We start from the raw sequence: 24,854 nt of genomic DNA, 5'->3' as shown, positions 1-24,854 counted from the left end.
CGACGGCCGGGGGCCCGCCCCGGTCCTCGGCCCGCCCGGTCGGTGAACCCAGGCCGCCGCGTTCCCCCGATCGCCCGGAGATCCCGACCGATGATTGCCGACGCCCCGCCGAGCGCGAGCCACCGATCGGTCAAGGTCGTCGAGAACGTCCGGGTCGCCCGGGACACCTACCGGATCCGCTTGCTCGCCCCGGAGATGGCCCGGGCCATCCTGCCCGGCCAGTTCCTCATGATCCGGCCGACCCGCCCCGGGTCGACCGACCCCTTCTTCGGCCGCCCCTTCGCCCTGTACGACACGGTGCCCGGCCCCTCGGGGACGCCCGAGGCGATCGACGTGGTCTACCTCGTCCTCGGTCGGGGGACCGCCGCCCTGGCCGGACGCCGCCCGGGCGACCGGGTCGAGGCCTGGGGGCCGCTCGGCAACGGCTTCGGCCCCCCCCCCGGGGACGGCGGCCCGGTCACCTTCGTCGCCGGGGGGATCGGCCAGACCCCGTTCCTCGCCCTCGGCCGATGGTGGACGGGGCGGCAATCATACGGGACTCCGGCCGTCGATCATTCCGGCTCGCCCGCCTCCTCGGCCGAGCTGCTCTACGGGGTCCGCTCGGCCGACCTCGCCGCCGAGATCGAGGCGTTCGAGGCCGCCGGGATCGCCGTCCGGCTCGCCACCGACGACGGCTCGGCCGGCCACCACGGGCTGGTGACCGGGCTGCTCGAAGGCCGGCTCCGCCGGGGCCCCCGCCCCTCGAAATTAGTCGGCTGCGGCCCGCCGCCGATGCTGGGCGCCCTGGCCGAGATCGCCGACCGGGAGGGGATCCCCTGCGACGTCTCCCTGGAGAACCAGATGGCGTGCGGCTTCGGCGCCTGCTTCAGCTGCGTGGTGCCGATCCGCCAGGCCGACGGCTCGACCGACCTCCGACGGGTCTGCGTCGAGGGGCCGATCGTCCCGGCCTCCGAGGTCGCCTGGCCGATCGGGGGCGGGCATTGAGGCCCCCTCGACCGGGATGGATCGCCGCCCGTCGCGCTCCGGGATGGGGGGCGGGGTCGCCTCGTCGGGGCGACCCGAGCGGCTCCCCCGTCGCCGGGGGATCGGGCCGACGGAGGCCGGATCGGGCGGGTGGCGTCCGGGGCCGGGTCGCGGCGTCCGAGGCCCCCTCCCCCTCACCGGGCGGGGGGAGAGCGGGGGAGGGCCATCCGATCGGGGTCAACCGCCGGCCCGGGAGTTGATCTGGTCCCGGAGCCGGGCGGCCCGCTCGTAGTCCTCGTGCTCGACGGCCTCGTCGAGCTGTTCGCGGAGGGTCTTCGGGACCTCGAAATGGTGCCGGACTTCCTTCTCCAGCCTCCGGAGCCGCTCGACGTAGGCGATCGCCGAGGTCTCCGGCTGCTCGGGTTCGGCGAGGAACTCGAGGCGCCCCGGGTCGTCGGCGTCGAGGTGGTCCTGGGAGTGCCGCTCCAGGCGGCCGATCCCGTCCCGGATGGCGTCGATCGCCTCCTCGGGGCTGGTCCGCTCCAGGGCCATCGCCGCGGCGGCCTGGGTGCGGTCGAAGAGGATGCCGCCCCGGAGCCGCTCGTGGCGGTCGACGTACTCGGCCGTCGGGCCGAAGTCGGCGATGAAGTCCATCAGCGCGAGGCTGTGGTCGGCGTCCCGCAAGGCCCGGTCGTAGTGCTGCAACGAGAGCATGGCGACCCGGCGGTGATAGAACTGGACCAGCTCCCGGTCGGCCTCGGAGCAGTGTTCCGGCGACATCGTCCAGCCGGACGGGCCGGAGTCGACCGGGTCATTCCGCCGCCTCCGGCGGATCCGGGAACGATGCCTGAGGTAATCGAGATAGGTGGCGAAGCCCCGGGGCCGGGCCCCGTCGGGCCGGTCGTCGAGCTCCATCTGCAAGAGTCCCAGGTCGATCCGGAGTTGGACCACCGTCCGGCCGTCCCGGGCGCGGATCTCCCGGGCCTCGACCTCGTCGAGCTCCGGATCGTAGGGCCAGCCCTTGAGGGCCTCGTCGATGTCGCGCCGCATAGAATCTCCCGGTTCGGCGGCCAAGGGGTCCGGGTCCTTGGGGTGGCGCTCGGAGAGTCCCGACTGCATTATACCGGATCGGTCCACGGTCGGCATCGCCGGCCCGTCAGGCGCATCGGGGGTTCGTTGACAGACGCCCCGGCGGGGCCGAGAATGCTGCCCTTCCCGCCCCGCCGCGAGGCCCCCCCAACGCCACGATCGGACCCGCCCCCCATGTTCACCACGATGCCGGGCCTGGCCCAGTCGATCGAGCGCCTCATCGACGCGACCCCGATCATCGACCCCCATACGCACATCCATTGCGACCGCCCCTCGGCGCCGGATCTTGCCGCCTTGCTCGGCTACCACTGGGTCCAGACCGAGCTGATCGCCGTGGGCATGCCGAGGTCGGATCTCGACCCGAGCTTGCCGGTCGACGAACGCATCCGGCGGACGATCCCGTACCTGGCCCGGATGCGGAACACGGCGATGTCCTGGTGCGTCCATCGCATCCTCTGGGACCTCTACGACTTCGACGAGCCGGCGGTGACCGAGTCGAACTACCGGGCCCTGCTCGACCGGGTGGCCTCGAAGGGGTCCGACCCCGAGTGGCCGTCTCACGTGCTCCGCGACCGCTGCAACATCCGTACCTTCGTCACCAGCCTGGGTAACCGGGGCGAGGCGTCCAGCCCGGCCGCGGCCGACGCCCTGTTCATGCTCGACGCCCACTACCTGTTCTGCCCCGGGGTCGCCACCGATCTGGAGCCGTTCTTCACCGGCCGGCACGTCAAGCAGGAATACGTCGAGGCCCTCTTCCAGGTGCTGGGGGACCGTCCCGGCACCGCCGAGGCGCTCAAGCAGGGCCTCTTCGACTGGCTCGACCGGACCGTGACCGGCCCGGTCCGATTCACCAACACCTTCATCCCGATCGAGCAGCGATTCCGAAAGCCCGACGAGCCCCAGGTCCGGCTCGCCCTCTCCAAGGCGGCCGACGACGCGACGATCTCCGAGCAGGAGATCGACGCCATCACTCACTTCGTCACCTGGTCGCTGCTGGAGTGGCACCACCAGCACGGGAAGGCGGTCCAGATCGCCGTCGGGGCCGAGTACTTCATCTGCGACGGCAAGAGCATCCCCCGCTTCCAGCCCGAGTGGACCAGCGAGATGGCCCGCGCCTTCCACCAATTCGGGAACGCCCGTTTCGACCTGATGATGGCCTCCGACGTCCTCTCGCAGGAGGTCGTCGTGCTCGCCCGGCAGTTCCCGAACGTCTACACCTCGGGATACTGGTGGCATACCTTCTTCCCCTCCCTGATCGAGCGGCACTTCTCGCTGCGGTCCCAGGTGGTGCCGATGACCAAGTTCTGCGCCTACCTGAGCGACGCCTACTCCGTCGAGTGGGCCTACGGCAAGCTCCAGGTGGTGAAGCGGGCGATCGCCTCGGCCCTGGCCAGGCAGGTCGAGGCGGGCTTCGCCCGGGAGGAGGACCTGCCCGAGCTGCTCACCCAGGTCCTCCACGACTCCCCCCGGGACCTCTACGACCTGCACCGCTGATGTCCTCCCCCCGGGTCTCGGTCTCGGTGATCATCCCGACGCTCGAGGAGGCCGCCACGATCGCCACCTGCCTCGATCACCTCGCCTCCCAGGGGGCCGACGAGGTGATCGTCGCCGACGGCGACAGCGCGGACGGCACCGCCGACCTGGCCCAGGCCTCGGGCGCCCGGGTCGTCCGCTCCCCCCGGGGGCGGGGCGTGCAGCAAAACCGGGGGGCGTCGCAGGCCGGGGGGGACGTCCTCCTCTTCCTTCACGCCGACTGCCGGCTGGAGGCCGGATCGGTCTCCCGGCTCCGTCGGTTCGTCGGGCGATGTCCGAAGGTCCCCGGCGGCTGCTTCCGGATGCGCGTCGACGCGCCGGACCTTCCCTTCCGGACCATCGACGCCGCCGCCCACCTCCGGGCCGGGCTGGCGGGGCTCCCCTACGGCGACCAGGGGGTTTTCGTGCCGAGGTGGGCCTTCGACCGGGTCGGCGGCTTCCCCGAGGTGCCGCTCATGGACGACGTCTACCTGGCCCTCCGGCTCCGGAGCCTGGGGCGGATCGCCCTGCTGCCGGAGCGGATCTACGTCTCCCCCCGGCGCTGGAGGCGGCACGGCATCCTCGGCCAGTCCCTGCGCAACTGGTCCCTCACCGCCGCGGCGGCCTCGGGAGTCTCCCCCGGGGTCCTCTCACGGTTCTATCCGATCGTCCGCTGAGTCGACCCGGCCGAACACCTCGACCCGCGGGGCCTTGTCCGAGAGGGAACCGGACCCCTCCGGTTGCCTCCCAGGCCGGTCGGCGCGGCGGAGGTCACCCCGGGCCGTGACTCGGGCGTTGCCGCCGATCGAGACGCCGACCACGGCCCGAGGCGAGGCCGAGGGCAGCCCCCGCCGCGCCGGGCCCTACGTCAGCGCGGGGCGGGCGGCGGGGGCTGCGGTGCCGGCCGCACCATCAAGGCGATCCGGCTCCGCTCGAGGGTCTCGATGTACCGGGCGAGCAGGGGCGAGAGCGAGAAGTTCTGGATGAGCTTCGTGAAGGCCGGGGTCTGCGCGAAGCGGTCCGGGTCGAAGAGGATGCCGAGCCCGCTGAAGCCGGGGATGACGACGAGCCTGAGCGGGCGGGCCGCCTCCTTCACGTAGTCCTCGACGGCCGTCAGTACCCCGTTGCGCGGGCCTCCCTCGTGCTCGGCATTGCAGAGGTCGGCGTTGTGGCCGCCACGTTCGGCCAGCGCCGAGGCGCCAGGGGCGATCCCCTTGCGGCGATACGGCTGGCGGTGCGCCTCGGGGATGGAGGCCGGATTGTAGTAGAGGTCGCGACGCGCGTAGGGCCAGCCCATGTCGTGCAAGAAGACGAGGGGGAGCAGTCGGCCGGTGCGGGCCGCCGTCTCATCGATGATCCGCAACTCCTCCCGGACGGTGTACCAGTTGTGATCGCCGTCGAGGAAGACGCAATCGTAGTGGCTGAGCCGGGGCAGGATCTCGAGGCTGAGGCCGCGGTGGACGGTGAGTCGGCCGACGTGCTGCTGCTGCCAGCGGCCGACGTCGAACTTGGGGGCCGGGTCGATCGCGTGCAGGACCGCGTCCCGCTCTCGGCAGTATTCGAGGAGATTGGACGTGTTCTTCCCGGCCTCGGAGCCGACCTCGACGATCGTCCTCGGATCCGCCGCCATCATCAGCGGCTTGATGAGCGTCGGCCAGAAGGGATACATCGGGGGGCGCCTCGAGGGTCGGTGACGGGCCCGGCCGACGGTCGGCCGGGCCTCGGATGCGGGTCCGATCAATCGGCGGCCACGCCGGCCGCCGGGCCGCCCGTCGCGCCGGCCGGGAGCGGCCGGGCCGGTCGCAGCAAGCCGTACTTGAGCATCCAGGCGATCGTCGGGCGCCGCTTCGCGGCGACCACCCCGGCCCGGCCAAGCTCCTCGTCGAGCGTCGCGAGGGAACGCGGTTCGCCGGCCGACCTGAGCGTGGCCTTGAGCGGCTCGGGGTCCACGCAGCGGCGGCGCCCGGCGAGGTTCGTGATCGGGAGCTTGATCAGCCAGTCCAGGCGCTCTCCCGCATGATCGTCGGCCACGAGTTCCCGGTCGTCGCCGAGCAGTTCGGTCGGGTAGCAGGCGAAGGAACGCTCGATCGGGGGGTAGCAGGACGGGGTCGCCGCCGGCCCGGCGCTTTCTCGGCCTCGGGACGCGGCCGCGCGGCGTTCCTCGTCGAGGTCGGCCCAGAGCGCCTCGTAGGCCGCGATGACCTTCGACCAGGTGAAGGACTCCAGGGCGTGCTTCCGCCCGGCCCTCCCCTGCCGGCGTCTCAGCTCCTCGTCGGCGATCAGGCGTGAATAGGCGACGGTCGCCGCGTCGATGTCGACGGCGACGGCCTGGCTGCACTCGCCCAGGAAGTGGTCATAGTTCACCTCGCCCAGGACCAGCCGGAGCGTCGCGTCCGGGAGCGAGTCGCGGACCATCCGGGTCGGCACGAGGTAACCGGACTCGCCGTCGAGGACCTGGTCGCGGTAGCCGTCCCAGTCGGAGGCGACCACCGGCAGCCCGCAGGCCATCGCCTCGGTGATCGTCAGCCCGAAGGTCTCCTGGATGTTGTCCGACAGCGAGGTGTAGAGGTCGGCCGCGTCCCACACGGCGCGACGGTATTCCGGCCTGGTCCCGTCGACGATCGTCACCCGGAGGTTCGGCGCGAAGACGCGGGCCCCGTCCTGGAAGGCCTTGTGGATCAGCTCGTTCGACGCCCATCCCGAGAGCAGCAGATGCACCTTGCGGCCCGTATCCCGGGCCGCCCTCGCGAGCGCCCGGTACATCGCGTAGGGGTTGGCCTTGGCGTGGAAGGATAATCGGCCGACGAACAGGACGACGACCTCCTCGTCGTCGATCCCCAGGGTCTGCCGGACCAGCGCCCGCTCCTCCGGGAGGGCCGGGCGATACGCCTCGGTGTCGACCCCCAGCGGGATCGTCTCCAGGCGGGGCAACAGCCTCGGCGTCCCGCCGAACCGGTCTCGCAGGTAGTCGCAATAGGTGCCGGTCACGGCCCGGACCATCGTGGCCACGGCCCGGGAGGTGCAGATGAGCGCGTCGTGCGGCTCGAACGGCGCCGTGACCATCGTGTTCAGCGAGTGCAGCCCGCCGAGCGACGCCAGCGTGTGCGTGACGCCGGTCATGCAGAAGGACGCCGGGCCCGACCGCTGCCGCGCCCAGGCATAGACGGGCATCGGCGGCGCGGGGAAGTGGACCACCGGCGCCGGGGGCGCGTCCAGGAACCCCTCGCGTTGCCTGGACAGTTCAACCACGTCGACCGAGCGGAACTCCATCAGGTCCTTCGACTGGGAGTCGCCGTAGGAGCGGATGGCCCGGGCACTGGGCTCGTCGGGGACCAGGGCGACGAGCTTCGACCACCTGCCGAACCGGAAGAAGGCATCGAGGAATTCCTTGCCGGCGACGTGTCGGCCCATCAGCCCGGCGGCGCCCTCGGCCGCCTTGTTCGGGGCGGCCCCCCTGGACCGGCCGGACCTGGAGGGCTCGACGTACCCGTCCTGGGCATAGTAGAGGCCGATCGTGTCGTGCTCGGACGCCATGCTCGTTCAGCTCCATGCGGGTCGGTCCGGGGTGCCCTCGCCCGCATCGCCACGCCGCGACGAGGCTGGCCGCCGCGGATCCGGTCAGTGGCGATGGCAGAGGATCCACATCAGTTCGATCGGCAGGCCGCCGTTGGCGACCCGGAAGAGGTCACGCCCCTGGGCCCACGACGGGTACCATCCGGTCGGCGGCCAGGCCTCGGGGGGGAGGTTGGCCCGCTCGTATTCGTACTCGGGCGTCTCGGAGATCGTCTTGAAGGGCAGCCCCCGGAGGGCCTCGCCCAGCTCGGCCCTCGTGAACAGGTTGGTCCAGACCACCTGCGACATCTGCCGGACCAGCGGCTCGGGCTCGTAGTCGCCCCGGGCCAGGAACACGTCGAACAGCAGCAGCCCCCCGGGGGCGATCAGCTCGGCCATTCGGCTGAAGAGCGCCCGCAATTCGGCCACGCTCCGGAAGTGGGAGGTGACCACCTCGGAGGCGATCGCCAGCCGGTACGAGGCGGCCCCCAGCGGCAAGGCCGGGTCGAGGACGTCGCCCTGATGGACCTCCACCGACAGCCCCTCCGCACCGGCCGACGCGCGGATCTGACCGACGAATGACGAGGTCGGCTCGACCGCATCGACGACGTGGCCGAGTCGGGCGAGCGGGAGCGAGTTGCGGCCGGTGCCGGCGCCGATGTCGAGGATCCGGGCTGGCGGGCGGATCCCCCCCGCCACCGCCATGACCCGGGCGTCGGGATGGGACCCGAACAGCGGCGGCTTCCGGTGCTTGACCCAGGACTCGTAATGCTGTTCGGACGCCACCGATGTGGAGCGGAACGAGCATTTGAGTCCCCGCCTGGGCGGGTCGACCGGCTCGTACGCGAGGGTCACATAGGAGTTCGCACGCTGGAGGAAGGCCCGCTCGAGCCGGGCCCCCAGCTTCTCGCGGAGCTGGAGCAGTTCCGCCTCCGAGAAGGCGTGTCCGAGCGACTCGAACAACGCCGAGAGCCGCTCCATGTAGCGTCCGAGCATCGCCGGGACGGCGAGGAAGCGGACCTCGCCCTTGGGGATGGTATTGAAGAAGGGATGGGCGAGGACCGCCCGCTCGAGCAGGTTGTGGTCCTGCAGCAGCGGGACGGGCTCGTCCTGGCCAGGCTTGCTCAGCGTACGGCTCATCGTCTCGCTCTCCTCGCAACCTCGGGCGTCTCGCCGCGTTCGCCGACCGGCCTGATTTCACTCGCCCCCGACCAGGCGAAGGCGGTCACCGCGGGGGGCCGGGGCCGTCGCCACCGTCCTGGGGGTCTCCGGCCCCCTGGCGACGCGCCGATAGAGGTCGAGCATCCGCGGCAGCGTCACGTCGAGGCTGTATCGCGTGGCGATCAGCTCCTCGCCCGCCTCGCCCAGAGGCCGATGGGCCGCCGGATCGCGGAGCACCCGCAGGCCGAGATCGGCCAGCCCCTCGACGTCGTAGAAGTCGGCCAGCAGGCCATTCTCGCCGTGGCGGATCAGCTCGCGTACCGGCTCCGTGTCCGATGCGACCACGGTGGCGCCGCAGGCCATGGCGTTGAAGAGCGACCACGAGAGGACGAAGGGCACCGTCAGGTACAGGTGCAGGTCGCTGATCGACAGGAGTTGGGCCAGCTGAGGGGGAGGCACCAGGCCCGTGAAGAGGAACTTCGACATGTCGTAGTCATCTTGCTTCAGGACATGCTCCCGGAACGACTTCTCCTTGATGTACTTCAGGTCGCCCCCGTAGGCCACCCGGTCGACCCCGGCGACGACGAACAGGACATCGGGTATCGACTTGTAGATCCGTTTGGCCACCTTCATGAAAATATCGAAGCCGCGCATCGATTCGAACCCGCGAGAAACGTACGTGACGATCCTCGTCTCCGGGCCGATCGCCCGATCGCCGACGGCTCGCTTCACCCCCTCGTGGCGGTGCCAGACCTCGCGCTCGATGCCGTCGAAGATGACCTCCACCTTGTCGCCGTAGCTCGCCGGGAGTGTGCTCTTTTGCCAGTGCGTGGGGCTGTACCCCGCGTCGCAATTCTCCAGGTCGAGCAGGAACATGGCGTTTCGAGGGGAGATTCGCAGCCGGTCGACCTCGGCAATCGGGAATTCAGGCCGGAAGTCGACGTCGCTATTGCGAGATCTGTAGAAATATTCGAAGTAATTAATGATCGGGCAGTCGAACAGCTCGCGGAGGAACATCGTCGAGCCGAAACCGCTGTGGCCGACGATCAGGTCGGGCGGCTCCTTCAGCTGCTGCTTGCAGGCGGCGTAGACACCCAGGGCATGGCCGACTCCGTTCTCGAAGCTCCGGGTCAGGTAGAGGGTGTCCGGCGTCGCGCGAAGCTTCGGGACGTACTGGATCCGTCGGATCCCGCCGGTGATCCCGGGCGGCTTCTCCGAGGCAAAGGTACAGCGGAATCCGTGCTCGCGAATCAGGTATCGCGCCACGTGTCCGAATTGCGCAGGGAAATTCTGGTGCACGAACAGGACATGCATCGGATCGGATCCCGGTCCCGCGGCCAACTGGACGGAGTCGACTTCAGCAACGTACCCAGGGACCGAGCCACTTCGCCCGGGTGGGTTCGGAAAATCGCAACGCAAACACTAGGTTCTCAAGGCTATCGTGCGATCTTATGCATGTCAATCTTCTCCCACAATCGCGACTCCTCCGTGTTTCTCCAGGGCATCAGGAGATGTCCGGAGTCCGACGAAGGATCGCCCGGCGGATACGACCCATCGACAGTTCGATCCCCGGATGGAGGGATCAGGCACAAAGGAGGTGCCATCCCCCCGTTCCGGTCCCGCCGATCGGGGTCCGCCCCCTCGACGACGAATGGATGTTCAGGAGGAGGACCGCAACAAAAGCTCCCTGGGGCCCGTTCGGTGGCATCGGCATCGACGCGGGATCCGGGCACCTGGGGAGGGACCATGCGGGGTTCGGTGCGCATGGGGCCGGGGGAGGCCGTCCCAGTCCACGACGCCCTCCCCGGATCGGGTGCGAGGTCGACGCGATCCCGGGCGCCGGCCGAAGCCGGCGCCCGGGATCGTCCTGACGCGAAATCCGGCCGCTCACGCCGGGAGGGGACCTCGGAATGCGGCCCTCATCGACTGGGGTTCGGTGAGGGCCGCGTTACAGGAGAAGCCGGATCGAATTGCGGACGCCGGGCGAATCGGCCTTCGACGGTGCGTCCGCTGCGACCCCGAGGCGAACAGTGCTCTCGGGGCGGAGGCGGGACGGGGATTGGGCCTGGAGGACGACGCCGGAGGCGTCGGCGTCCGCGATCGCGACGTCGAGGAGCGCGAGGTCGGGCGAGCCTCCTTGCTCGGCATGAGGAGCGGGGGTGTCGAACTCTTCGGAGGGGATCGAACCGGCCGCGGAGAAACCGAGCACCCCCGCCCCGGATCCCGGGGGGGCGACCGAACTGGTTCGGTTCCCGAGGCTGAAATTGCCGAAATCGCGGCCGGTGACCGACTGGCCGGGGCCCAGCGCCACGTCGTAGAACCTCCGCGTCGGGGTGGTCTGGATCCATCCGGTCATCAAGATCTCTCGGAGCCGATAGGTGCCCGGCTCGAGGGGGAGGCTGTAGAGGCCGTTGGCGCCGGAGAGCACGCTGGGCTCGCCGGAGTCGAGCAGGGAATTGTTGTTCAGGTCGGCGTAGACGGTCCACCCCGACAGTCCCGGCTCGCCGGGATCCCGGGTCGTCAGGTTCTCGATGTCCTGGAAGACAGTGCCCGAGATCGACCCACCGGCAGCGAGCTTATTGCCGAAGTCGAGTCCGGAGATGGTCTGGTCGGCGGCCACCGTGACCTCGTGGACGCCGCCGACCGGCGCCGTCTGCTGCCAATTCGGCATCACGACCTCGCGGATCTGATACGAGCCCGGCTCGACCGTGAAGCTGTAGTTGCCGGACGCATTGCTGAGCATGCTCTGTTCGCCCGGGTCGAGCACGCCGTCCTCGTCCTGGTCCAGGTAGACGGTCCAGCCGGCCAGGCCGGACTCGCCGGCGTCCTTCACGCCATCGCCGTCCTGGTCGTCATAGACCTGACCGTTGAGCACCCCCTCGTCGTCACCGCCGCCGACCTGGATGTTCCCGAAGTCGCGGCCGAGGACGGGCCGGGTCGAGAAGACCGGGACGATGTGGTAGCCGACCGGCGGCGCGGTCAGGGCCCAGCCGGTTGGGACGTCCTCGCGGATCTGGTAGACGCGACCGGGATCGACCAGCATCCGGTAATTGCCCTCAGCATCGGTGGTCGCGGAGGGCTCGCCCGGGCTCGGCATCGCGTTGTTGTCGAGATCGGCGAAGACGGTCCACCCGGCCAGGCCCGGCTCGTTGGCATCTTTCACGCCGTCGGAATCCAGGTCGTGATAGGCCCGGCCCATGATCGGTGCCTTGCCCACTTCGATCGATTGGTTCCCGAAGTTTCGGACGACATCCTGCGCGCCCGAGAGTGAGACGTAGTGGAAGCCCCCAACCGGCTCGGTCTGGTTCCGGCCCGGCGGGGCGACCTGACGGACGAAATAGGCGCCCGGGCTGAGGTCGAAGCGGTAGGAGCCGCTGCCGTCGCTGACCCTGCTCGACTCCCCCGGATCGAGTGACCCGTTGAGGTTCTGGTCGAGGTAGACGGTCACGCCCGACAGCCCGGGCTCGCCGGCGTCCCGGCTGCCGTCGCCGTCGAGGTCGTCGTACACGTGGCCCGAGATCGTGGACAGGAGGGCGCGGCACTCGAGTTCATCCACCCGAGCCCAGAGCGAAACCCCAACCAAATTGCCGCCAGTTCGGGCCGGCCGTCGGCCCCGGCGAAATCGGCCCGGAGTCGGAGTCATCAACCGAAGTGTCATCGCGTCGCTCCTGTCACGGTTGGTCTACCGCGTGATGAAATGCTCGGGGGAGGATGGCGATGCCCCGGGAGGGGTGACAGACGTACGCCCGGGACGACCGCTCGTGAGAAATCAATGTCGCCCTTCACACCACGTAGACGTGGTCCGCCTCACGACCGCCTTCCGGCCTCGACGACTCGCGACTCGATCGAGATCCGGCCTGGCCTCGTGCGGCTCCGGGGCCGAGGCGTTCCATCAGAGGTCGAGATTCGATCGGGGTCGAGGTCTCGGAGAGCGGGATCGTTCTCCCCGGCACCGCAGACACCGGCATCCGGGGCGTTCAAATCAAGACAACGACCAGGACATGAACACGGAACCTGAAGAAACATCGGGCCGAGCCATCGGGACCGAGAACCATCGGGGTCGGTCCGCACCGGGCGAGGGAGCGGGGAGCCCCCCTTCCGCACTGGTGCCTCCACAGCAGCCGATCGCGGGAATAACAACGGCCCCCTCCGGCGGCGTGCCGCCGGAGGGGGCTTGGTCCGCCTTCGTCACTGGGTCACACGAAGGCTCAGATGAACGTCACCGGGTCCGGGCCCTCGAAGTCGAGGATCGGCATGATGGCACCCCGCACGGTGTCGAAGCCGACACCGACGACCAGCTCGGAGAGGATGCCGCCGTAGATGGAGTCGTTGCCCGCACCGCCCCGAATCGTGTCGAAGAATCCGCCGGTGCCGGTGGCATTGCCGCCGCCCAGGGTGTCATTCCCATCCTCGCCGTCGACGTAGTCGCGGCCGTTGTTGCCGAACAGCTCGTCGTTGCCGGTGCCGCCGAGAATCTCGTCGTCGCCGTCGTTGCCCTGGACCGTGTCGTTGCCGGCTTCGCCCAGGATCACGTCGTTGCCGGCGTTGCCGGTGACGCTGTCATGGCCGGTGCCGCCGGAGATGAAGTCGGCGCCGCCGGACCCGACCAGGGTGTCGTTGCCGTCGTCGCCGAACAGCTCGTCCGTGTCGTTGTCGAGGGCGGAGCCGCCGACGATCGAATCGGCGCCGTCGAGGCCGAAGATCGTGTCGTTGCCGGAGCCGCCGTTGAGGGAGTCGGCGCCGCCGCTGCCGATCACGAAGTCGGCACCGGAGCCGGCATCGACGACGTCCGCGGAGGCGTCACCGTTGCTGGAGATGATGATGTCGTCGCCGGCACCGCCGCTGACGGTGTCGCTGCCGTCGCCCGCGAGGACCGTGTCGTTGCCGTTGCCGGCGTCGATGCTATCCTCGTCGGACCCGGTCGTGATGTCGTCGTCGCCGTCGCCGCCGCTGACGACGTTCTGGCCGTTGCCGGCGAGGATCGTGTCGTTGCCGGCGCCGCCGACGACGGTGTCGTTGCTGCTGTCGCTGCTGCCGGCGTCGAGGAAGTCATCCCCGGCACCACCGTCGACCGAGTCGGCCCCGGCGCCCGTGGACACCTCGTCATCCCCGGCCCCGGCATTGACGGTGTCGTTGCCGACGCCCTGGAGGGTGACGGTGTCGTTGCCGGCGCCGCTGGTGACCGAGTTGTCCCCATCGCCGGTGACCGTGATGCTGTCGGCACCGATGCCGGTGGTGATCGTGTTGTTGCCGCCGGCATCGGTGACGACATTGTCGCCGTCGCCGACCATGATGGCGTCGTTGCCGGCGCCCGAGGTCACGGTGTCGTTGCCGTTGCCGGCCGTGACGACGTTGTTCCCTGAGCCCGCGTTGACGTTATTGTTCCCCGAGCCGGCCATCAGCACGTCATTGCCGTTGCCGCCGAGCAGCGTGTCGTTGCCGTCCCCGCCGTCGATCGTGTCATTCCCGTCATCGCCGGTGACCAGGTCGTTGCCGTCCCGGGCGTTGACGGTGTCGTCGCCGGTGCCGGCGAAGACGGTGTCATCGCCGCCGACGATCCGGCTGCTGGGGGCAGGCGGGAAGGTGTCGACCTTGCCGAAGCCGGCGTCAATCGTGTCGTTCCCGGAGCCGCCGAGGACGAGGTCGTTGCCCGACCCGGCGTCGATCAGGTCGTCGCCGTTGCCGCCATCGATGGTGTCGTTGCCGCCGAGGACCTCGTCCATCACCTTCGGGTCGTCGGTGAACTGGACGGGCCCGCCGAGGAGGGTGTCCTTGCCGGCACCGCCGACGATCGAGTCATTGCCCAAGCCGCTGTCGATCGAGTCGTTGCCGTCCCCGCCGTTGATCACGTCGGTCTTGGTGACGCTGTTCACGCCGATAAGGATGTCATCGCCGGCGCCGCCGAGGATGGTGGTCGGGATGTTCAGCTTGGTGAACGACATGTCGACGTAGTCGTTCCCGCCGTTCATCTCCACCTGGAGGGAGGTGACGCCGTTGATGATCGGGGCGCCGGAGTCGGTCACGAACTGGGTGCCGAAGGGGGTGTCCAGGAGGAACAGCAGGTTATCCCCGTTGTCACCCACGACCTTGAAGCCACCCCCCCCCAGCGGGATGATCTCGACCGCCATCAGCCGGCGCTGCTCGAGCACGTCGGCCATCGGCTTGAGTTCGGTCCCCAGGGCGGAGCGGCGTCGCTTGGCACGCAGGGACTCACGCCGACGACCCAGGCCACGGAAGTTATCGAAATTCAGGGACATGATGCATTACTCCTGGAAGGACCGATCACCGGTCTGGATAGCGCGACGGAGAAGGCCACCGGGGGCACCCCAGCGGTGTGCCCCGCCGCCGGTCGCGGCACCGGGGCGAGGCGGAAGCGGGCGATCGCGGCGCCCCGCCATTCGCGGGACGGCGATCACCTTGGATCACCTGGTTGCAGATCCTCTGGATGAATCATCGATCATGGTGGTCTCGGAAGAATTCCCCGAAGGACCGGCGTGCCGATGCGTCGCCCGGCCGCGAACGCTCGACACGCGGTGTCGGCAGTTGAGAAGCTCTGCAATCAGTTGGGCCGCAACCGCTCACGGGCATTGACTCGACTCTCCCCTCACCCTTGTCACCAGGAGAGGGGCCTCAGTCGTTGAGGTTGGGGGCCGTGTTGGAGCACCACTGCTCCAAGACTCCTAGTCCCCTTGGCTGGTTGCTAGCGAACGAACCAGGCCGCGAGAATCGAAGATTATTCTAGACCACGCATGCATGACTCTACTTTTCGGCCGCTCCGGACGAACTCGTCGATTAGCACCACACAATCATGATTTCGATGGTGGTTGCGTGCGTGTTTCATCTAATGCGAATGGCCTAGCGAACATTGAAACACGCACGTGTGGGATCTTCCGAACGTCGTCGCCCGAGGGCCCTGTCGGCGGTCACTCTCGGAAAGAGTGGCGGCGAGGGCGACGTCTGCGAATCGACCCCGTGGCGAGGTCGACCCCGCTCGCCACCCGGATTCGTCGGCGAAGTGCCTCCGGCCCGCGGCGGCCCTGCCTGCCCGATCATTCCCGAATTCGTCACGGTCTCGTGAATCCCCTGGCTCGGGCAGCCCGCGGTTGAGTGCGAGTCGACCCGGAAATTGCCGCCTGTTCCGGATTCCCAGCCATTACTTGGCGTCGCCCGATTAGCGCACCGCTTACAAATACTATCCATCGGCATGCGTACCATGTTTAGAAAACTCCCCAGCTTGATCATTTTGGTTTGACAACTCCGTCCGGTGAGAGCACCCTGTCATGCCATCCCCTCAGATCGCGGATAAGAGATCCGATGCCGGGTCGTGCCCGCCGGTGATTGAAAAAGGATTCTCCTGATGGCTGAGCTGTGCCTCCGGGACCTGACGTCCCATGATGGAGCGGATCACGACGACACTCCCCCGTGCGAAGTCGATTCCCGGATTCTGCGAGTGCGTCCGGAGGTCACGGCTCGGGGGCGATGGCGGCAGCGATCGGCCAACCTTCCCGCCGAAGCGATCAATCACGTTTGAACATGCGGGGATACCTCGATCGGTCACGTCTGGGCGCGACGCGGTCCCAGGACGTTTGGCCACCTGATTATCACATTTAACATTTATCCCCTGTTTGAATAAATCGAAGAAGGGGTAATTTTTGATGCACATGAAGCCGAACCGAAGTGAGGCCGGGACGCTCGGTGCCCTGGTCGCCGAGGCGCGGCGGGGCTGCACGCAATCGCGGTCCCAGCTCTTCGAGCTTTGCCGCGATTACCTGCTGCTCATCGCCAATCGCGAGATGGAGGAGCAGCTGCGATCGAAGGCCGGGGCATCGGACCTGGTGCAGGAGACGATCATCGAGGCCTACGGCGGGTTCGAGCGGTTCCGAGGGGAATCCGAGGCGGAGTTCTACGCCTGGATCCGCCGGATCCTCAAGAACCACCTGTCGAACTTCGCGAGGAGCTATCGCAGTTCCGCCAAGCGTCGGGCCTCACGCGAGGTCCCGATCGAGGAGATCGTCGACCACGGGGGGGACCCGCCGGACGGTGGCGAGAGCCCCAGCGTCGTGGCCATCCGCCACGAGCTGGAACAGGACATCGGCAGCTACCTCGGCAAGCTCCCGAGCCACTACCGCGAGGTGCTCCTGCTCCGGCACTGGGAGGAGATGACCTTCGAGGAGATCGCCATGGTCACCGGCCGCACGGCGGATGCGGCGCGCATGCTCTGGTGGCGTGCCGTCGACCGGCTCTCGAAACTGCTCGAGGCTGAGCAGGCGTACGCCCAGAAAGCGGCACGGTGACTCTCGCCATCCGGCGGCGGGCGGAGGCTTCGATGGTCCAGACACCCACACCCACACGCCACCTCAGGGAGTGGCTGAGGGGCTGCTTGCGCCTCAGTCGGCCACCGAGCCGCACCGCCTCCACGGAAGACCTGGACGAGCAAATTCGAAGGGCCAGCTATGCCCTCCAGTGGCTCGAGCGGCGGCGTCCCGGTTGGTTGGACCGTCGGAACTCGGCATCCGAGTCGGCCGGCCCCGCGGAGTCATGGACCCTGCCCCGGTCGCTCGGACAGTTCCTGATCCTCCGCGAACTCGGCCGAGGGGGATTCGGGGTGGTCCTGCTCGTTCGCGAGGGGGACGGCCCGCCGATGGCGCTGAAGCTGCCGCGGCCGGAACTCCTGGTCGAGGACGAGTTGCTCAACCAGTTCCTGCTCGAGGCGAGAGTGGTCTCGATGCTCGACCACCCGAATCTCGTCCGGGTCCTGGAAGCCGGGGCGATCGGCCCGCTCTACTACATCTGCTACGCGTACTACCCGGGCCCGACGCTGGCCGATCGGGTGGGACGGGCCGGCCCTCGGGTCGCTCCGGCCGAGGCCGCTGCCATCGTCGCGGCCGTCGGCGCGGGCTTGCAGCACGCCCACGATCGCGGGGTGCTGCACCGGGACGTCGCCCCGCACAACATCATCCTCGTCCCGGCCGACGCCGCGGAGGCCGGCGGTGGGCTGGGCGTCGCCGTCGGCACGGGGATCGTTCCGAAGCTCGCCGATTTCGGCCTGTCTCGGATCATGGGCGAGCATCAGGCCGACGACCCGCTCCCGCTGGCCGGCCGGCTGCCTTATCTCGCCCCGGAGGAGCTCGACACCCGTTTCGGCGCCGTCGGGCCGGCGGCCGACGTGTACGCCCTCGGGGCGGTGCTCTACGAATTGCTCGTCGGCTCGCCACCATTCCCGGCCTCCCCCCGCGGGCAGTCCCTGCGACGGATCCTCGCCGAGCCGCCTCCCGCCCCGCGTCGCCTCCGTCCCGACATCCCCGAGCCGGTGGAGTCCGCGTGCCTGCGCTGCCTGGCCAAGCGCCCGGAAGACCGGTTCCCCTCGGTCGGCTCCTTCGTCGCGGCACTGGGCCAACTTGGCGGCGCGACGACGGAGCGAGATGGATGAGCCCTCGGCGGCCGGCCATCCTCACCGCCGACCGACACCCTTGGTTTCCGGGTCGATCGGGCCGGTGGGCGGCACGCACCGCACCGCCCACCGGCACCAGGGACGCTGCATGATGCTGCTGGCCACTGCCCCGAGGGCCGACCTGCCTCTGGCCTTCGCCCAAATCGACCGGAACGATGCCGATCACCTGCGGCGATTCCCGAGAAGCCTCTCATGCGGTAGTCGGCCTCCGACGTGGTGCCGGAGCCGGTCAAAGCGAGCGATCGGCTCCGTGAGGAGGGGAAATCCAGGCCAACCTTCGGACTCGAAGGGGCCGGCGGCCCGCCGGGTGCGGACGAACACCCACGAGGGGCGGGCCAAGCGGCTGTCGCGGTCCCGGGAGGATGCCCGATCCTCGAGTCGGCGCCGTCGGACGCTGTTCCGGTGCATTATCCCGACTCTGGACCAGGTCGGGATACTCCGGGCATCCATCGAGGACGAATCGGCGAGGCCGCGGAGGACGGTCGAACGCCCTGAGGCACGGCCCGAAACCGGATGGCGATCACGTCGAGCCGCTTGCAACGCGGGCGGGGTATCGCATACGCCTCCGCATCGGGCCTCGCAATCGTCCTGTCGTCACGTCGCGACCGTTGACGACGAGCCGACGCCACCCTAGATTGGCCCCATGTCCCGGGGGAGATGACGTCCGCCGGGCGCGGAACGCGTACGAGGCCCGCCGATGACCGGCGAGACGCCGGCGATCGGGAGGGTCACCCTGCTGCTCGAGGACGATGTCCCCGGAGCCCTCGTCGATGATTGAATCGCTGCCGATCGACCTCGTTTCCCGCTGGACCCACGTGGCGACCGCCATCGTCATCCTGGGCGGGAGCGTCTTCCTCCGCTTCGTGCTCATCCCGGCCGCCTCCGGGTTGCCCGATGCCGAGCACGAGGCGTTCCGCGGGCGACTGATGGGGACCTGGCGCAAGGTGGTCTCCGTCGGCATCGCCCTGTTCCTGCTGAGCGGGCTCTACAATTACGTCGCCGTCGCCCTCCCCCGACACCGGGGAGACGGGCTCTACCACGGCCTCATGGGCCTGAAGATGCTGCTGGCGTTCGTCGTCTTCTTCCTGGCCTCGGCACTCGCCGGTCGGTCGAAGGCCTTCGAGGGCATGCGCCGGGACAACCGGCGATGGTTGGTCATCACCGTGGCCCTCGGGTTCGTGATCGTGGGCATCTCCGGCTATCTCAGGGTGGCACGGCCCGGGACCGTGCCGTCGGCGGTCGAGGCCTCGGCCGAGCCGGAGGGATGACCGGATGTCCGGTCACCCGGCAGGTATCAGGGGTGACGCGGCCAAGGCGATCCCCCCAGCGGATTCTCGAGCGACGCCCGGATCGATCCTCGGACGATCCGGGCTCTGGCCACGGTCCAGATGATGCCGGTGGCGTGGGACGGACGCTCCGGCCGCAGGGGCGTGCGGATTTGCCCTCGCGGCCCTTGACGATGCTCAACACACCAGCCGGTGTATCATCCGGCCAGGCCGAGCCGTGCCTCGAGGAACGGCCAACTCCGAGCGACGCCAGCGTCGTTCGATTCGACGACGCCACCGGCAACGGCTCGTGACAGTGCCCGGGAGGCCCGCCCGGATTCGGCGGGCCATGCTGCCCGAGGCCGGCTGCGCGGCGACCTACGGCCGGCTCCGGAACGGATTCGCCGCGATCGGGAGCCGATCGGACGTGAGGGCCATCGCGAGTTCGTCGGCGAACCGGAGCCGACTCGCGATCGCCTCGTCGATCAGCCGAACGCGGTCCACTCCCCTGCCCCCGTGCCGGATTGCAGACGCGGAGAGGGAGGCCGGACGCGAGAATCGAACCGGGCTACCCCGGAGGGCGGCCCGAGTCGACGCCGGTCCGGGGGCCGGGAGCCGGGGCCCCGGAGATCGATCATGCCGGCCTCCCTGCGCGATGATCGGTTGTTCGGTCGCCCGGACGGCCCCGCTCCCGAGGACCTCCCCCCGAGCGACGTCTGTCGAGCCGACCGAGGTCCCGGCGGTGAATCGGGCCGACCCGGTCCCTCCCCCCGAGTCACCGACCACGCCGAGGGCGGCGAGGCTCCCGGTCGGGATCTCGACGGGGATCCGGCCCCAGCCATCGACCCTGGCCTGGGAGATTTGCGAGCCGATGGTGACGCCGTCCGGATCCTTCTGCAAAACGAGGAATTGATCGCTGGTCGGGCGGAGGACCGCCAGGTCCGCCACCCCGTTGCCGTCGTAGTCGGCCGGCGCCGGCACGTCCCTCAGCTGCGTGTCGCCGAACCGCTCCACCCGCACCCCCAGCGTGGCCCCGGTCCCGTCCTTCAACGCCACCAGCCACTCCCCCGTCGCCGGCCGGAACACCGCCAGGTCCGCCACCCCGTTGCCGTCGTAGTCGGCCGGCGCCGGCACGTCCCTCAGCTGCGTGTCGCCGAACCGCTCCACCCGCACCCCCAGCGTGGCCCCGGTCCCGTCCTTCAACGCCACCAGCCACTCCCCCGTCGCCGGCCGGAACACCGCCAGGTCCGCCACCCCGTTGCCGTCGTAGTCGGCCGGCGCCGGCACGTCCCTCAGCTGCGTGTCGCCGAACCGCTCCACCCGCACCCCCAGCGTGGCCCCGGTCCCGTCCTTCAACGCCACCAGCCACTCCCCCGTCGCCGGCCGGAACACCGCCAGGTCCGCCACCCCGTTGCCGTCGTAGTCGGCCGGCGCCGGCACGTCCCTCAGCTGCGTGTCGCCGAACCGCTCCACCCGCACCCCCAGCGTGGCCCCGGTCCCGTCCTTCAACGCCACCAGCCACTCCCCCGTCGCCGGCCGGAACACCGCCAGATCCGCCACCCCGTTGCCGTCGTGGTCGCCGGGTGTGCCGAGGATCCGGAGCTTGATGGCCGGTCCGACCGCCACGTTGCCCGCTGCATCCCGGGCCCGCACCGAGAAGCGGGCCGGGCCGGGCGGGAGGGCCGGCGGGCTCACCACGAACGAACCGTCCGCCGCCGCCTCGACGACCTCGACGACCGCCCCCGAGGAATCGAGCAGCTCGACCATCGCCCCGGGATCCGTGATCCCGACGATCCGCGGCCGTCGGATCGCCGTGCGATGGTCTCCCACGACGCCGGTATCGTCCGCATCGAGCAACCTCGGAGTCGGAGTCCGGACCGAATTGTCCACCACCACCGTCACCGAACCGCCGGCCGGGCCCGCGTTGCCGGCCGCGTCCACCTGGCGCGCCGCGTAGCGGTACGCCCCGTCGCCCGGCACGCCGGGGTCGCTCAGCACGCCCGGGCCCGACCGACGCGCCACCACCACCCCGTCCCGCAGCAGCTGCACCTCCGCGCCCGGCTCCACCCCGCCCACCTCGAACGACGGCGCCCGCACCCGCGTCACCCCGTCGCCCCGCACCCCCGTGTCGTCCGACGGCCGCAGCACCGGCGCCCCCGCCGCCGCCGGCGGCGTCGCGTCCACCACCACCGTCAGCCCCGGCCCGGCCGGGCCGAGGTTGCCGGCCGCGTCCACCTGGCGCGCCGCGTAGCGGTACGCCCCGTCGCCCGGCACGCCGGGGTCGCTCAGCACGCCCGGGCCCGACCGACGCGCCACCACCACCCCGTCCCGCAGCAGCTGCACCTCCGCGCCCGGCTCCACCCCGCCCACCTCGAACGACGGCGCCCGCACCCGCGTCACCCCGTCGCCCCGCACCCCCGTGTCGTCCGACGGCCGCAGCACCGGCGCCCCCGCCGCCGCCGGCGGCGTCGCGTCCACCACCACCGTCAGCCCCGGCCCGGCCGGGCCGAGGTTGCCGGCCGCGTCCACCTGGCGCGCCGCGTAGCGGTACGCCCCGTCGCCCGGCACGCCGGGGTCGCTCAGCACGCCCGGGCCCGACCGACGCGCCACCACCACCCCGTCCCGCAGCAGCTGCACCTCCGCGCCCGGCTCCACCCCGCCCACCTCGAACGACGGCGCCCGCACCCGCGTCACCCCGTCGCCCCGCACCCCCGTGTCGTCCGACGGCCGCAGCACCGGCGCCCCCGCCGCCGCCGGCGGCGTCGCGTCCACCACCACCGTCAGCCCCGGCCCGGCCGGGCCGAGGTTGCCGGCCGCGTCCACCTGGCGCGCCGCGTAGCGGTACGCCCCGTCGCCCGGCACGCCGGGGTCGCTCAGCACGCCCGGGCCCGACCGACGCGCCACCACCACCCCGTCCCGCAGCAGCTGCACCTCCGCGCCCGGCTCCACCCCGCCCACCTCGAACGACGGCGCCCGCACCCGCGTCACCCCGTCGCCCCGCACCCCCGTGTCGTCCGACGGCCGCAGCACCGGCGCCCCCGCCGCCGCCGGCGGCGTCGCGTCCACCACCACCGTCAGCCCCGGCCCGGCCGGGCCGAGGTTGCCGGCCGCGTCCACCTGGCGCGCCGCGTAGCGGTACGCCCCGTCGCCCGGCACGCCGGGGTCGCTCAGCACGCCCGGGCCCGACCGACGCGCCACCACCACCCCGTCCCGCAGCAGCTGCACCTCCGCGCCCGGCTCCACCCCGCCCACCTCGAACGACGGCGCCCGCACCCGCGTCACCCCGTCGTCGGACCCCCGCAGCACCGGGACCCTCGCCGCCGGCGGGGGAGTCCTGTCCACGACGAGGGCGATTGCCGAGGCCTGGCCCACGTTGCCGGCCGGGTCGCGGACCCTGAGGAGCGCCTTCGTCATACCCTCGGCAAGATCTTCGGGGAATTGGATGTGGAACCGGCCATCCACTCCCGTCCTCGACGTCGCCAGCGGATGCCCGAGTGCGTCGAACAACTCGACGGTCGATCCGGGTTCGGCGAAGCCGGTCAGTCGAGGCCGGAGGACCCGTGTGATCCCGTCTCCCGGGGCCCCTGTGTCATCCTCGGGCAGCAGTCCGACGGCCGAAGGCGGCGCCGGCGGGAAGACATCGACACCCGGCGGCAGGTCCCACCCGAGGCCTTGATAGCTCCCGAGCAAAACAGGATCGAAGGGGGGGACGAACTCGATCAGGTCGTCGAGGCTCCCGTTGTTCACCGTGTCGCGGCCGTCACCGGCGACGATCGTGTCGAAGCCGCTCCCGCCCTCCAGGAAATCGTAGCCGGGGCCGCCGTCGATCCGGTCGTTCCCGGTGCCGCCCAGCAGGAGGTCGACCCCCTCGCCGCCCGAGAGTTCGTCCCGACCATCGCCGCCCGACAGGGAGTCGTTGCCATCACGTCCGAAGACCGCGTCATTGCCGGCACCGCCCTCGAGCCGGTCATTCCCCTCACCGCCATCGACGAGGTCCGGGCCGGGGCCGGCATCGACGTGGTCGTCTCCCTCGCCGGCCTCGATCGAGTCGGGCCCGCCCCCCGAGACGATCGTATCGTTACCGATGCCGCCGACGATCGTCTCCCCGTCGAACTCGAGCGACGTGCCGGCGACGATCGAATCCGCGCCGTCGCCGCCGATGATCAGGTCGGGACCGCCGCCGCCGTTGATCGTGTCGGGGCCGTCGCCGCCGAGGAGGATGTCGGCGCCATCGTCGCCGTCGAGGAAGTCGGCACCCGCTCCGCCGATCAGGGTGTCGTCGCCCGGGCGGCCGAGGAGCACGTCGGTGCCCTCGCCGCCGTCGATCAGGTCGTTGCCCTCGCCGCCATCGATGGTGTCGGCCCCCGCCCCGCCCTCCACGAGGTCGTCTCCGGACCCGGCCGAGACCGAGTCGTCGCCGTCTCCCGGCCGGATCGTGTCGTGGCCACCGCCGCCGAGGATCAGGTCACCGTCGCCACCGGACTCGATCAGGTCGTCGCCCTCGCCGGCGTCGATGTCGTCCCGGCCGGCGCCGGAGCGGATCGTGTCGTGGCCGGCCCCGGCGCGGAGCCGGTTGCGGCCGTCTCCCGCGTCGACCAGGTCCCGGCCGCCGCCCGATTCGATCGTGTCGTCATCGGCCCCGGCGGAGATGGTGTCGTCGCCGGACCCGGCGACGACCGTGTTCCGGCCGTCTCCCGCGTCGACCAGGTTCCGACCGTCGCCCGCCTCGATCCGGTCGTCGCCGCCGCCGCCGAGGAGCGTGTCGTCGCCGGGCCCGGCCACCAGGGTGTCGGGACCGGCTCCCGCCGAGACCCAGTTCCGGCCCGTCCCCGCGTCGACCGAGTCGATCCCCGATCCGGTCGTGACGCGATCATCCCCCGCGCCGGCGTCGACCACATTCCGCCCGCCACCGGCCTCGATCGTGTCGTCGCCGTCGTGGGAGACGATCGTGTCGTCGCCGTCCCCGGAGGAGATCGAGTCCGCCGCCCCGATCAGCACCCCCCCGATCGTGACGCCCACGCCGGCATCGACGAGGTTGTCTCCAGGCCCCGCGTCGATCGTGTCGTCGCCGGACCCGCCGGTGATCGTGTCGTCGCCCGCACCACCGATGAGCCGGTCGTCGCCCCCGACGAGCGTCGCGTCGGCGAGCAGGCCGTCGCCACCGTCCAGGAGGTCTTGGCCGTCCCCCCCGTCGATCGTGTCCGGCCCGAATCCGCCGACCAGATAATCGTCGCCCGAGCCCCCTCGGATCGAATCGGCCCCCGAGCTGCCGAGGATCGTGTCGAGGCCGCCGCCGCCGTCCAGCACGGTCATGCCCTGGAAGCCCGACAGGGCGGAGAAGTCCAGGTAGTCGTCCCCCCCGCCCGCCTCGACGACGATCAGTCGGATTGCGTCCGGCTCGACCGGGATCCGGAACGTGGCGTCATCGACGACCACCACCGTCGAGCCGAGGATCGGGAAGGCCAGCACCAGGTTCGGGGCGTCGTTCCCCGTGACGCTCAGCACCTCGCCGTCGAAGACGACCTGCGAGAGCAATTCCCTCGGTTCCAATCGCTCGCAGGAAGGCCGGCTGCTCCGCACCAGACATCGTCGATCGGGGCGAACAGAACGATCCTGGCGTTGTCCCACGACGAACCTCCCCAAATAGTTCAAATCGTCCATCCGATGTTCCAGCGACGACGGTGGAACACGATCACGTCTCCCATGAACAATGACCGGCAGCAAATCGACTAGTAAAGGGCACCCTCACGTCATGGATGCGTTTTATAAACGACACGTTGTCCTGGGGCTTCGTCGACGATCGATCAAGCGCATGTCGTGTTGATTTCGCGTCGTCTCGGGGCAATCCGGCATCACCCGCC

14 protein-coding genes are annotated in these 24,854 nt (G+C 70.3%); 6 read left to right on the top strand and 8 right to left on the bottom strand.

From position 1 onward, the window contains the following. The first annotated feature begins 90 nt into the window (after positions 1-90). Entirely contained in the window at positions 91-984 is an 894-nt protein-coding gene (locus ElP_RS04430; protein ID WP_145267482.1) for a dihydroorotate dehydrogenase electron transfer subunit, read from the top strand. Positions 985-1,200: 216 nt separating this feature from the next. Here ElP_RS04430 and ElP_RS04425 read toward each other — a convergent pair whose 3' ends face one another. Continuing rightward, positions 1,201-2,013, bottom strand: coding sequence for a UvrB/UvrC motif-containing protein (locus ElP_RS04425; RefSeq protein WP_145267481.1), 813 nt, complete (start codon positions 2,011-2,013; stop codon positions 1,201-1,203). 213 nt (positions 2,014-2,226) lie between these two features. On the opposite strand from ElP_RS04425, the gene ElP_RS04420 reads away from it, so the two are divergent. Next, positions 2,227-3,546 (top strand): hypothetical protein, encoded by a 1,320-nt coding sequence (locus tag ElP_RS04420; protein WP_145267480.1) that lies wholly within the window; start codon positions 2,227-2,229, stop codon positions 3,544-3,546. Continuing rightward, the gene (locus ElP_RS04415) at positions 3,546-4,241 is read left to right on the top strand and encodes a TIGR04283 family arsenosugar biosynthesis glycosyltransferase (RefSeq protein WP_145267479.1); all 696 of its coding nucleotides are present in this window, start codon (positions 3,546-3,548) and stop codon (positions 4,239-4,241) included. Before ElP_RS04420 ends, ElP_RS04415 begins: the two co-directional genes overlap by 1 nt. A 191-nt stretch (positions 4,242-4,432) precedes the next feature. On the opposite strand, the gene ElP_RS04410 is transcribed toward ElP_RS04415, so the two are convergent. From ElP_RS04410 to ElP_RS04385, 6 genes are all read right to left on the bottom strand, one after another. Then, a complete protein-coding gene (locus ElP_RS04410; RefSeq protein WP_145267478.1) occupies positions 4,433-5,233 on the bottom strand; it encodes a class I SAM-dependent methyltransferase in 801 nt (266 codons plus the stop codon). A 68-nt stretch (positions 5,234-5,301) separates the two neighbouring features. Next, positions 5,302-7,098: a glycosyltransferase family 4 protein gene (locus ElP_RS04405; protein WP_145267477.1), complete on the bottom strand. Its 1,797-nt coding sequence runs from the start codon at positions 7,096-7,098 to the stop codon at positions 5,302-5,304. 84 nt (positions 7,099-7,182) lie between these two features. After that, positions 7,183-8,256 carry a class I SAM-dependent methyltransferase gene (locus ElP_RS04400; RefSeq protein ID WP_145267476.1) on the bottom strand — a complete coding sequence of 358 codons (1,074 nt, stop codon included), beginning with the start codon at positions 8,254-8,256 and terminating at the stop codon, positions 7,183-7,185. Between the two features lie 57 nt (positions 8,257-8,313). After that, positions 8,314-9,591, bottom strand: coding sequence for a glycosyltransferase (locus ElP_RS04395; protein ID WP_145267475.1), 1,278 nt, complete (start codon positions 9,589-9,591; stop codon positions 8,314-8,316). 634 nt (positions 9,592-10,225) lie between these two features. Then, positions 10,226-11,785, bottom strand: coding sequence for an SdrD B-like domain-containing protein (locus tag ElP_RS04390; protein ID WP_197446707.1), 1,560 nt, complete (start codon positions 11,783-11,785; stop codon positions 10,226-10,228). A 700-nt stretch (positions 11,786-12,485) separates the two neighbouring features. Further along, entirely contained in the window at positions 12,486-14,534 is a 2,049-nt protein-coding gene (locus tag ElP_RS04385; RefSeq protein ID WP_145267473.1) for a calcium-binding protein, read from the bottom strand. A 1,398-nt stretch (positions 14,535-15,932) separates the two neighbouring features. On the opposite strand from ElP_RS04385, the gene ElP_RS04380 reads away from it, so the two are divergent. From ElP_RS04380 to ElP_RS04370, 3 genes are all read left to right on the top strand, one after another. Beyond that, positions 15,933-16,571 carry a sigma-70 family RNA polymerase sigma factor gene (locus ElP_RS04380; protein ID WP_145267472.1) on the top strand — a complete coding sequence of 213 codons (639 nt, stop codon included), beginning with the start codon at positions 15,933-15,935 and terminating at the stop codon, positions 16,569-16,571. A 32-nt stretch (positions 16,572-16,603) separates the two neighbouring features. Beyond that, the gene (locus tag ElP_RS04375) at positions 16,604-17,707 is read left to right on the top strand and encodes a serine/threonine-protein kinase (RefSeq protein ID WP_145267471.1); all 1,104 of its coding nucleotides are present in this window, start codon (positions 16,604-16,606) and stop codon (positions 17,705-17,707) included. Positions 17,708-18,498: 791 nt separating this feature from the next. Next, complete coding sequence (locus ElP_RS04370; protein WP_145267470.1) at positions 18,499-18,996, top strand: hypothetical protein; 498 nt, start codon at positions 18,499-18,501, stop codon at positions 18,994-18,996. A gap of 375 nt (positions 18,997-19,371) precedes the next feature. Here ElP_RS04370 and ElP_RS04365 read toward each other — a convergent pair whose 3' ends face one another. Then, on the bottom strand, positions 19,372-24,573 hold the full coding sequence (locus ElP_RS04365; RefSeq protein ID WP_197446705.1) for an Ig-like domain-containing protein: 5,202 nt from the start codon (positions 24,571-24,573) through the stop codon (positions 19,372-19,374). Positions 24,574-24,854 lie beyond the last annotated feature (281 nt).

The organism is Tautonia plasticadhaerens (assembly GCF_007752535.1).
Classification (GTDB): domain Bacteria; phylum Planctomycetota; class Planctomycetia; order Isosphaerales; family Isosphaeraceae; genus Tautonia; species Tautonia plasticadhaerens.
This window is presented reverse-complemented; position numbering and strand designations above follow the sequence as displayed.

What these genes read in the sequence shown, in the direction of transcription:
- ElP_RS04430 (WP_145267482.1), top strand. Translation starts at nt 91, where the DNA reads ATGATTGCCGACGCCCCGCCGAGCGCGAGCCACCGATCGGTCAAGGTC.
- ElP_RS04425 (WP_145267481.1), bottom strand. Translation starts at nt 2,013, where the DNA reads ATGCGGCGCGACATCGACGAGGCCCTCAAGGGCTGGCCCTACGATCCG.
- ElP_RS04420 (WP_145267480.1), top strand. Translation starts at nt 2,227, where the DNA reads ATGTTCACCACGATGCCGGGCCTGGCCCAGTCGATCGAGCGCCTCATC.
- ElP_RS04415 (WP_145267479.1), top strand. Translation starts at nt 3,546, where the DNA reads ATGTCCTCCCCCCGGGTCTCGGTCTCGGTGATCATCCCGACGCTCGAG.
- ElP_RS04410 (WP_145267478.1), bottom strand. Translation starts at nt 5,233, where the DNA reads ATGTATCCCTTCTGGCCGACGCTCATCAAGCCGCTGATGATGGCGGCG.
- ElP_RS04405 (WP_145267477.1), bottom strand. Translation starts at nt 7,098, where the DNA reads ATGGCGTCCGAGCACGACACGATCGGCCTCTACTATGCCCAGGACGGG.
- ElP_RS04400 (WP_145267476.1), bottom strand. Translation starts at nt 8,256, where the DNA reads ATGAGCCGTACGCTGAGCAAGCCTGGCCAGGACGAGCCCGTCCCGCTG.
- ElP_RS04395 (WP_145267475.1), bottom strand. Translation starts at nt 9,591, where the DNA reads ATGCATGTCCTGTTCGTGCACCAGAATTTCCCTGCGCAATTCGGACAC.
- ElP_RS04385 (WP_145267473.1), bottom strand. Translation starts at nt 14,534, where the DNA reads ATGTCCCTGAATTTCGATAACTTCCGTGGCCTGGGTCGTCGGCGTGAG.
- ElP_RS04380 (WP_145267472.1), top strand. Translation starts at nt 15,933, where the DNA reads ATGCACATGAAGCCGAACCGAAGTGAGGCCGGGACGCTCGGTGCCCTG.
- ElP_RS04375 (WP_145267471.1), top strand. Translation starts at nt 16,604, where the DNA reads ATGGTCCAGACACCCACACCCACACGCCACCTCAGGGAGTGGCTGAGG.
- ElP_RS04370 (WP_145267470.1), top strand. Translation starts at nt 18,499, where the DNA reads ATGATTGAATCGCTGCCGATCGACCTCGTTTCCCGCTGGACCCACGTG.